1 protein-coding gene is annotated in these 257 nt (G+C 67.3%); it reads right to left on the bottom strand.

What is annotated here, in order from left to right; genetic code table 11:
* On the bottom strand, window positions 1-257 hold a 257-nt coding region (locus tag ACY0MJ_RS22430; RefSeq protein WP_462640774.1), incomplete at both ends, for a hypothetical protein.

Here is a 257-nt window from a genome sequence, read left to right as displayed (position 1 = left end):
CCGCGCTCGTGCTCACGTGCGTGCCGGCGCAGAGCTCTCGCGACCAGGGACCGCCGATGTCGACCATGCGCACGACGTCGCCGTACTTCTCGCCGAACAGAGCCATGGCTCCGGCTTCCTTGGCCTCGTCGAGCGAGACGATGCGCGTGGTCACCTCGAGGGATTCCTGTACCGCGCGGTTCGTGATCTCCTCGATCTCGCTGCGGGTGTCGGCCGAGAGGGCCTGCGACCAGGAGAAGTCGAAGCGCATGTAGCCG

Source organism: Ramlibacter sp. bp-362 (genome assembly GCF_054956735.1).
Note: the sequence above shows the minus strand (reverse complement) of the source record. Positions and strands in the feature narration are given on the sequence as shown.